7 protein-coding genes and 1 pseudogene are annotated in these 8,923 nt (G+C 57.5%); 5 read left to right on the top strand and 3 right to left on the bottom strand.

The window, feature by feature from the left end:
- Positions 1-138: 138 nt before the first annotated feature.
- The 3 genes from ACM6G4_RS15815 (at position 139) to ACM6G4_RS15805 (ending at position 3,104) form a co-directional block, all read left to right on the top strand.
- Positions 139-1,188 carry a homoserine dehydrogenase gene (locus tag ACM6G4_RS15815; protein WP_414914065.1) on the top strand — a complete coding sequence of 350 codons (1,050 nt, stop codon included), beginning with the start codon at positions 139-141 and terminating at the stop codon, positions 1,186-1,188.
- A gap of 4 nt (positions 1,189-1,192) precedes the next feature.
- Positions 1,193-2,605, top strand: coding sequence for an aldehyde dehydrogenase family protein (locus ACM6G4_RS15810; RefSeq protein WP_409079470.1), 1,413 nt, complete (start codon positions 1,193-1,195; stop codon positions 2,603-2,605).
- A 217-nt stretch (positions 2,606-2,822) separates the two neighbouring features.
- On the top strand, positions 2,823-3,104 hold the full coding sequence (locus tag ACM6G4_RS15805; RefSeq protein WP_414914064.1) for an excalibur calcium-binding domain-containing protein: 282 nt from the start codon (positions 2,823-2,825) through the stop codon (positions 3,102-3,104).
- 81 nt (positions 3,105-3,185) lie between these two features.
- Here ACM6G4_RS15805 and ACM6G4_RS15800 read toward each other — a convergent pair whose 3' ends face one another.
- On the bottom strand, positions 3,186-3,527 hold the full coding sequence (locus ACM6G4_RS15800) for a hypothetical protein (RefSeq protein WP_056724230.1): 342 nt from the start codon (positions 3,525-3,527) through the stop codon (positions 3,186-3,188).
- Between the two features lie 269 nt (positions 3,528-3,796).
- Positions 3,797-5,188, bottom strand: coding sequence for an aldehyde dehydrogenase family protein (locus ACM6G4_RS15795; RefSeq protein WP_414914063.1), 1,392 nt, complete (start codon positions 5,186-5,188; stop codon positions 3,797-3,799).
- Positions 5,189-5,288: 100 nt separating this feature from the next.
- Between ACM6G4_RS15795 and ptrR the strand changes: the two genes are divergently transcribed.
- Entirely contained in the window at positions 5,289-6,167 is an 879-nt protein-coding gene (gene ptrR / locus ACM6G4_RS15790) for a putrescine utilization regulator PtrR (RefSeq protein ID WP_056724235.1), read from the top strand.
- A gap of 77 nt (positions 6,168-6,244) precedes the next feature.
- Positions 6,245-8,449 (top strand): OsmC domain/YcaO domain-containing protein, encoded by a 2,205-nt coding sequence (locus tag ACM6G4_RS15785; RefSeq protein WP_056724237.1) that lies wholly within the window; start codon positions 6,245-6,247, stop codon positions 8,447-8,449.
- A 279-nt stretch (positions 8,450-8,728) separates the two neighbouring features.
- Here the strand turns inward: ACM6G4_RS15785 and ACM6G4_RS15780 are convergent.
- Positions 8,729-8,923 (bottom strand): annotated as a pseudogene (locus ACM6G4_RS15780) (hypothetical protein); the annotation flags it as partial.

The raw sequence follows: 8,923 nt of genomic DNA, 5'->3' as shown, positions 1-8,923 counted from the left end.
TTATTTTATGGCTGAAGCATTGTCATGACGGTGGTCAAAACGCCCACAAAATAGAGCAAATTGACCTATTTCACTGCCCTGGGCCCAGCCCTAACCTAGTGCCCAACAACCCATCACCCGGATCAAGGGCATAACAAAATGACTGAATACAAATTGGCGCTGGTTGGCTTTGGCGGTGTTAACCGGGCATTGGCTCAGCTGATTGCCGATCGTAACGAACAGTGGAAAACAGAACTGGGTTTCACCCTGAAAATCGTCGGCGTGACTGACTTGTTTCTCGGTTCGGTGATTGGCCGCGAAGGGCTGGACGCCAATGTGCTCGCCCAATTGCCGGCAGTCAAAGGCGCATTGGCGCAACTGCCGGGTGGCGACGTCACAGCCCTCAATGAAGCGGTGATCAAGGATTGCGGCGCGGACATTATTGTTGAAGCCACGTTTACCAACCCGGTAGACGGTGAACCGGCAACTTCGTTCTGCCGTTGGGCGCTGGAAGGCGGCCAGCATGTCGTCACCACCAACAAGGGCCCGATCGCCTTGCACGGCGCCGAGCTCAAGGCACTGGCTCGACGCAAGCATGTCGCCTTTGAATACGAAGGCTCGGTCATGAGCGGCACGCCGGTTATCCGCCTGGCCAGGCAGGCGCTGGCCGGCAGCTCCATTGTCGGTTTTGAAGGAATTCTCAACGGCACGTCCAACTTCGTGCTCACCAGCATGGAAGGCGGCCTGGGGTTTGCCGAGGCCGTCAGCAAGGCTCAGGAACTGGGTTACGCCGAAGCCGACCCGACGGCGGATGTCGAGGGTCATGACGTACGCCTCAAGGTGGTGATCCTGGCGAATGAACTGCTGGATGCGAAGCTGACGGTCAGTGACGTCACGTGCAGCGGCATTTCGTCCCTCAGCCTTGGCGACATCGAAAAAGCCCGGCAGGACGGCGCTCGCTGGAAGCTGATCGGGTCGGCGATGCGCCATGCCGATGGCTCGATCAGTGCCAGTGTCGAGCCGCGGCTGTTGAACAACGACCATCCACTGGCCAGTGTTGGCGGCGCGACCAACGCGGTGTCGTTTACCTCGCAACTGCTCGGTGCGGTGACGGTTTCGGGACCGGGAGCCGGGCGTACGGAAACAGCATTTGCGCTGCTCTCGGACATCATCAGCATCCATCAATCCATTGCACGCAACCAGGAGTAAGCCTGTGAAATTATCGCGCCTGGTTCTGGATATCGTGGAGCCGCCCATTGAAGTCTTTAACGCCTATGACGGTTCCCTCATAGGTAGCGTGACGAATGTCTGTGCGTCGCAAGTTCCGCAGTTGTTGGAGACGGGACGCAGTGGTGCACGAGCGTGCGCCGCGTTAGCGCGTCATCGTCGGGCGCGCATTCTTGAGCAAGCCGCAATCAACATCGAACAGGATGCCGGTGTGTTTGCCAGGCTGATCGTCGACGAGGCCGGGAAGACCCTCAAACAGGCGCAAAAAGAGGTCAAACGTTGCGTCAATACCCTCAAGCTGTCAGCCGAGGAGGCCAGGCGCAATGCCGGGGAGGTGGTTCCCTTCGATGCTTATGAAGGCTCCGAATCGCGTCAGGGCTGGTTTTCTCGCGAGCCCTTGGGCCTGATCGTGGCGATCACGCCGTACAACGATCCGTTGAACCTGGTGGCGCACAAACTCGGTCCGGCCATTGCGGGCGGTAATGCGGTGATTCTCAAACCCTCCGAGCTCGCGCCATTGTCGGCCATTAAACTGGTGTCTTATCTGGTCGCGGCAGGCTTGCCTGAATCAGTGGTTACCGTCGCCACCGGCGGTGCGGAACTGGGCAAGGCGTTGGTCGCCGCCCGTGAGGTGCGGATGATTTCCTTCACCGGCGGTTTCGTCACCGCAGAACAGATTGCCCGCACGGCCGGGTTGAAGAAACTGGCCATGGACCTGGGCGGCAATGCGCCGGTAATCGTCATGGGCGACTGCGACCTTGAGGCCGCTGTCGAGAGTTGCGTGTCCGGAGCCTTTTGGGCAGCGGGGCAGAACTGCGTAGGTACCCAGCGCTTGCTGATTCAGGCGTCGATTTATGAAGCGTTCCGAGAGCGTTTTGTCAGTCAGGCCCGCGCGCTTGTGGTCGGCGATCCATTACTGGCCGTTACCGATATCGGCCCCATGATTACCGCGCAAGCCGCGCAGAATGCCGAGCAAGTGGTAAACGAGGCCCTGCAAGAGGGCGCCACGTTGCTCTGCGGCCATCGGCGTGAAGGATCGTGCTATGCCGCCACCGTGTTGGAAAACGTCGATCATTCCAGTCGACTCTGGCGCAATGAAGTCTTCGCACCGGTGGTGGTACTGCAATGCTTCGAGAGTTTCGATGAAGCCATCGCGTTGGCCAATGAGCCCGAATACAGCCTGCATGCCGGGATCTTCACCAATGATCTGGCAACCGCGATGAGCGCCGCACGGAGGATCGAGGCCGGAGGAGTGATGATCAACGACTCTTCCGACTATCGCTTCGATGCGATGCCGTTTGGCGGTTCCAAGTACGGTAGCCTGGGCCGGGAAGGGGTGCGTTTTGCCTACGAGGAAATGACCCAACCCAAGGTTGTGTGCCTTAACACGTTGGGTTAGTCGATTCGCGATAAATGGATCAGGTCGTATGGCATTGGGTCGGTGTGGTCACCGGCCCAATGCGTTTTGCTGAATGGGGAGAAGTAAAAGGTGGAGTATTGCCACTGAGCTGAAAGTCGCCAAGAAATTCGCCGGCAGGTTGTATATGGAATAGTGGGTTAAGCTGGAAGCAGGCAACGTGAGAACACAAACGGTCTCTCATCATGGATGGATCAAGATGAAACTGATTTTGGTTTTGCTTGTTGTTGGTCTGTTGGCTTGGAAGTTTTTCCCTGAATTACAGTCCTGGTTTGAGGCTCGGCCATCGAGCCCCCAAAGAATCTCTGCGGTCTTGATTGCACCAAAGCCTGTTTCGGCTCCAGTCAAATGCGATGGGCGCAAATATTGCTCGCAGATGACTTCATGCGCAGAGGCCACAAACTTTCTGCAAAATTGCCCAGGAATGGAAATGGATGGCGACTACGACGGGATACCTTGTGAGAAGCAGTGGTGCCGGTGACTACTCGCCGCTTATCGCCAGGCTGCATGAGTTCCTGGCACAGGTCCGCATCCGCTACATCCTGGCAGCGGTTGCGATGATCTATGCCTGAATTCCAATATCACCCTGTGCAGCCTGTAACGCTCGCTCTTCGGTCAGCGGCATGAAAACTGGCTGCGTATTGCTGGCATGCAAGTAAAGAAAGTAGTGCCCTGAGTCGTCCAGCAATACCCGGTACAGCTCTGATGGCCGAAAGTTGTTACCGATATAAATACTTTCCTTGAGGATCTCGAAAGACTTGAGCCCATGCTCTCGCATCGTAGTTTCAAAGGCTTCGTAGAGACCTTCTCTGCGGCGCCGATTGTTTCGAGCATTCAGCTTGAAAAAAATCACCATCAGCACGGCATAGCTGAAAAGGAGTATCACAAGGGCGCTAGTTCGCATGGGGGGAGCTCCATGTTCTCTCAATCGCTGTGCATCTCAGTGTAGGTGCGTTTATGGTGGAATCTGCAGCTCATCCCAAGGTGACGGCGCAAGCGCCGGGCCTTTGGATTCCTGGTTTAGCAGGCCCATATGTCACCAACATCTCAATCGATGGACGTAACGGCTTGAACAGGGATTGCTCACCATGCAGGAACTGCGAGCTGACCTTCCCATTCAATAATGAAAACAGAAACCCGGCCACCGGGCCGGGTTCGGAACGCAACGCCCCCTTAACGCCGATCCAGCCAGACCGTCTGTGCATTACAGAATTCGCGCACCCCGAAGTGCGAGAGCTCCCGGCCAAAGCCGCTCTTCTTCACGCCACCAAAACTGACACGCGGATCGCTGGCGCTATAGCCGTTGATGAATACGCCGCCGGTTTCAAGTTCGCCTGCCATCTGTCGGGCAAGTTCGGCATTGCGCGTGTAGAGGGTGGCGGTGAGGCCGAACTCGCTGTCATTGGCCAGCTCCAGCGCATGGGCGGCGTCTCGGGCCGTGATGATTGAGGCCACAGGACCAAACAACTCCTGTTTGAATGATGTCATTTGATCGGTCACGTCGCCGAGTACGGTGGGCGCATAGTAGTTGCCGGGGCCTTCAGCCTTGTTTCCACCCAACAGCAGCGTCGCGCCTTCTTCCAGTGTGTCGCGCACCTGTTGATCCAGTTCGTCGCGCAGGTCGAAGCGAGCCATCGGGCCGATATAGGTGGTGCTGGCCAGTGGGTCACCGACAACCAGTTGTCGGGTGGCTTCGACGAACTTGCGGGTAAATTCCCGGGCAACGCCTTGCTCGACAATCAGGCGTTTGGCGGCTGCGCAGACTTGCCCGGTGTTTTGATAACGCCCGATCACGGCGGCTTTCACCGCCTCATCGAGGTCGGCGTCGTCGAGCACGATAAATGGGTCGGAGCCACCCAGTTCCAATACGCATTTCTTCAGTGCTGCTCCCGCCTGAGCACCGATGGCCATACCCGCACGTACGCTACCGGTGAGGGTGACGGCCGCGATGCGTGGGTCGGCGATCGCCTTGGATACACCTTCCGGGGTGACGTTGATGACCTCGAAAACACCTTCGGGAAAATCCGCTTGCCTGAAGGCCTCCAGCAGCAGGTAGGCGCTACCCATGACGTTTGGCGCGTGCTTGAGCACGTAGGTGTTGCCGGCGAGCAGGGTGGGGACCGCGCCGCGCAGGACTTGCCAGATGGGGAAGTTCCACGGCATCACGGCGAGAATCGGGCCGAGGGGGCGATATTCAATGCGTGCCTTACCGCCTTCAACCAGGGTCGGTTCCGGGCTCAGCATGGCGGGGCCGTGTTCGGCGTACCAGTCGCACAGCTGCGCACATTTTTCAATTTCACCGCGGGCCTGGGCAATCGGCTTACCCATTTCCTGGGTGATCATATTCGCCATGGCCTCTGCATTGTTGCGCAAGGCCTGGCCGAGGTTGATCAACAGCTGCGCGCGCTGTTCAACCGGTTTGCCGCGCCAGGCACGAAACCCGGTAGCGGCCCGCGTCAGCGTGGCCTGCAGTGCCGAATCGGATTCGAAAGGGTAATGGCCGATCTGCTCGCCCGTGGTCGGGTTGATTGAAATGGCATGGGTAAGGCTGGATACGTTGGTCATGGCACCGTCCTGCGAGGTAGGAATGGGCTCAGGGTATGGGGCTATATGTTTTCTGGAAACTGAATAATACTGAGCGTAACGTTCACGTTTGGAGAATGACTTGGATCTGGTTCAGCTCGAAATTTTCAAGGCTGTCGCCGAGCACGGCAGCATCAGCGTGGCCGCCCAGCATATCCACCGGGTGCCATCGAATCTCACGACCCGAATCAAGCAGCTTGAGCTGGACCTGGGTGTGGACCTGTTTATTCGCGAGAAGAGTCGCTTGCGCCTGTCGCCGGCCGGCTGGAGCTTTCTGGATTACGCTCGACGTATTCTCGACCTGGTTCAGGAGGCGCGCGCCACCGTGGCGGGTGAAGAACCCCAGGGAGCCTTCGCCCTGGGTTCGCTGGAAAGTACTGCCGCGGTACGTATTCCAGAGCTGTTGGCCGCCTATAACCAGAAGCACGCCAAGGTCGAACTGGACCTGTCCACCGGCCCCTCCGGGACCATGATCGATGGGGTGCTGTCGGGGCGGCTGGCCGCTGCATTTGTCGATGGTCCGGTGTTGCATCCGGCGCTGGAGGGCGTGCCTGCATTCGAGGAAGAAATGGTCCTGATCGCACCGCTCAACCATGAGCCGATTCATCGGGCCAAGGACGTGAATGGCGAAAATATCTATGCCTTCCGCTCCAACTGTTCCTATCGTCATCATTTCGAAAGCTGGTTCGCCGATGGTGCGGCGGTGCCCGGCAAGATTTTCGAAATGGAGTCCTATCACGGCATGCTGGCCTGCGTCAGCGCCGGTGCCGGCCTGGCGCTGATGCCCCGCAGCATGCTCGAAAGCATGCCTGGATGCACGACGGTCAGCGTCTGGCCGCTGTCGGAGTCGTTCCGCTATCTGCGCACCTGGCTGGTGTGGCGCAGGGGGACGGTGTCGCGGAGCCTGACGATGTTTGTGCGTTTGCTTGAGGAGCGCGGTGTGGCGTTGATCGATAAATAGTGGAAAGTTAACGGTCAGTGCCGAAAAACCGGATAATGGCGGCCAAATCGTTTAGCTCGTTATTCTGGTAATCGCACATGGAAATCAAGGTCAACTTTCTCGACAACCTTCGACTTGAAGCCAAGTTCGACGACTTCACGGTGATCGCCGATCAGCCCATTCGCTACAAGGGCGATGGTTCGGCACCGGGGCCGTTCGATTACTTCCTGGCTTCGTCGGCGTTGTGTGCGGCGTACTTCGTGAAGTTGTACTGCGAGACTCGCAATATCCCCACCGAAAATATCCGCCTGTCGCAGAACAACATTGTTGACCCGGAAAACCGCTACAACCAGATTTTCAAGATTCAGGTTGAATTGCCGGCGGACATCTCCGCCAAGGACCGCCAGGGGATCTTGCGCTCCATCGACCGTTGTACGGTAAAGAAGGTGGTGCAAACCGGCCCTGAGTTTGTGATTGAAGAGGTCGAAAACCTCGACGCCGATGCCCAGGCGTTGCTGATGCCGCACTCGACTTCTGAAGCGGGCACCTACATTGTGGGCAAGGACCTGCCGCTGGAGCAAACCATCGCCAACATGTCGGGCCTCCTGGCCGACCTGGGCATGAAGATTGAAATCGCTTCGTGGCGCAATATCGTTCCCAATGTGTGGTCGCTGCACATCCGCGATGCGCACTCGCCGATGTGTTTTACCAACGGCAAGGGTGCAACCAAGGAAGGTGCGCTGGCATCGGCACTGGGCGAGTTTATCGAGCGCCTCAACTGCAACTTCTTCTACAACGATCAGTTCTGGGGCGAGGACATCGCCAACGCGGCGTTTGTGCATTACCCGGACGAGCGCTGGTTCAAGCCGGGCCCGAAGGACGAACTGCCGACTGAAATCCTCGACGAGTACTGCCTGAAGGTCTACGACCGGGATGGCGAGTTGCGTGGCTCGCATCTGTACGACACCAACTCCGGCAACACCCAGCGTGGCATTTGTTCACTGCCGTTTGTGCGCCAGTCGGACAATGAGGTGGTGTACTTCCCGTCCAACCTGATCGAAAACCTGTTCCTGAGCAATGGCATGAGCGCCGGCAACACGCTGGCCGAAGCCCAGGTGCAGTGCCTGTCGGAGATCTTCGAGCGCGCGGTCAAGCGCGAAATCCTCGAAGGTGAAATGGCCCTGCCGGACGTGCCGCAGGAGGTGCTGGCGAAATACCCGGGCATCCTGGCCGGTATCCAGGCCCTGGAAGAGCAGGGCTTCCCGGTGCTGGTCAAGGATGCGTCGCTGGGCGGGGAGTTCCCGGTGATGTGTGTGACCTTGATGAACCCGCGCACCGGTGGCGTGTTTGCCTCGTTCGGCGCGCACCCAAGTCTGGAAGTGGCACTGGAGCGCAGCCTGACGGAGTTGCTGCAAGGCCGCAGTTTCGAAGGCCTGAACGATCTGCCTCAGCCGACCTTCGAAGGTCAGGCGGTGACTGAGCCGAACAACTTCGTCGAGCACTTCATCGATTCCAGCGGTGTGGTCTCGTGGCGTTTCTTCAGTGCCAAGCCGGATTTCGAATTCGTTGAGTGGGATTTCTCCGGTCACGGCGAAAACTCCAACGCTGAAGAGGCCGCGACCCTGTTCGGCATTCTCGAAGAGATGGGCAAAGAAGTGTACATGGCGGTCTATGAGCACATTGGTGCCAAGGCCTGCCGCATTCTGGTGCCGAATTACTCGGAAATTTATCCGGTAGAGGATTTGATCTGGGATAACACCAACAAGGCGCTGCAGTTCCGCGCTGACATCCTGAACCTGCACAGCCTGAGCAAGGTCGGCCTGAGATCGCTGGCTCAGGGTTTGGAAAGCAGCGAGCTGGATGACTACACCGACATCACTACCTTGATCGGCATCGAGTTCGACGACAACACGCCTTGGGGCAAGTTGACGATCCTGGAGCTGAGGCTGCTGATTTATCTCGCCTTGCAGAAGTTCGACCAGGCCAAGGATCTGGTGGAAGCCTTCTTGCAATACAACGACAACACCGTCGAGCGCGGCTTGTTTTATCAGGCCGTGAACGTCGTGCTGGAAATGCAGCTGGACGATGATCTGGAACTGAGCGACTACGAGGTCAACTTCCGCCGGATGTTCGGCAATGAGCGGATGGACGCGGCGATAGGGTCCGTGGATGGCAGCGTACGTTTCTACGGTCTGACGCCGACGAGCATGAAGCTGGAAGGGCTCGACAGGCACCTTCGCCTGATCGACAGCTATAAAAAGCTGCACACGGCGCGGGCGAGGGTGGCGGCCTTGTCCAACTGATAGCGATAACAAAAAAGCACCTTGGGTGCTTTTTTGTTTTTTGGCCAGGACCTGGGCTGTGGCTGTCTGTGAGGAAGCTCTTCTATATAGAGGGGTGTTCTGGTCCTTCTATATAGGCGTCCTTTGGGGCGATTTGCAGGTTGTTGATAGAAAACCCGAATGAGTGCTTGACGGCAGATTATAGATGTCTATAATTCGCCCCACTTCCGGCGCAGTCGAAACGGAAAACTCCTTGGTAAACAATGAGTTATGCAGTTTTCGACAGCAGGTTGCTTCAGTTCATCGAAGCCAAAAGGAAGTTGAAAAAGAGGTGTTGACAGCAGCGTGTAACGCTGTAGAATTCGCCTCCCGCTGACGAGAGATCTGAAGCGCAAGTGGTTGAAGTTGAAAAGGAAACTTGGAAAACTTCTGAAAATAATCACTTGACAGCAAATGAGGCTGCTGTAGAATGCGCGCCTCGGTTGAGGTGAAAGG

The sequence above is a fragment of the Pseudomonas sp. IT-P258 genome, from assembly GCF_949767825.1.
Lineage (GTDB): Bacteria > Pseudomonadota > Gammaproteobacteria > Pseudomonadales > Pseudomonadaceae > Aquipseudomonas > Aquipseudomonas monachiensis.
The sequence above is the reverse complement of the archived record's forward strand: the minus strand, read 5'-3'. Positions and strand labels throughout refer to the sequence as shown.

Coding starts and splice junctions, on each gene's coding strand:
- ACM6G4_RS15795 (WP_414914063.1), bottom strand. CDS start 5,188: ATGACCAACGTATCCAGCCTTACCCATGCCATTTCAATCAACCCGACC.
- ACM6G4_RS15785 (WP_056724237.1), top strand. CDS start 6,245: ATGGAAATCAAGGTCAACTTTCTCGACAACCTTCGACTTGAAGCCAAG.
- ACM6G4_RS15815 (WP_414914065.1), top strand. CDS start 139: ATGACTGAATACAAATTGGCGCTGGTTGGCTTTGGCGGTGTTAACCGG.
- ACM6G4_RS15800 (WP_056724230.1), bottom strand. CDS start 3,527: ATGCGAACTAGCGCCCTTGTGATACTCCTTTTCAGCTATGCCGTGCTG.
- ACM6G4_RS15805 (WP_414914064.1), top strand. CDS start 2,823: ATGAAACTGATTTTGGTTTTGCTTGTTGTTGGTCTGTTGGCTTGGAAG.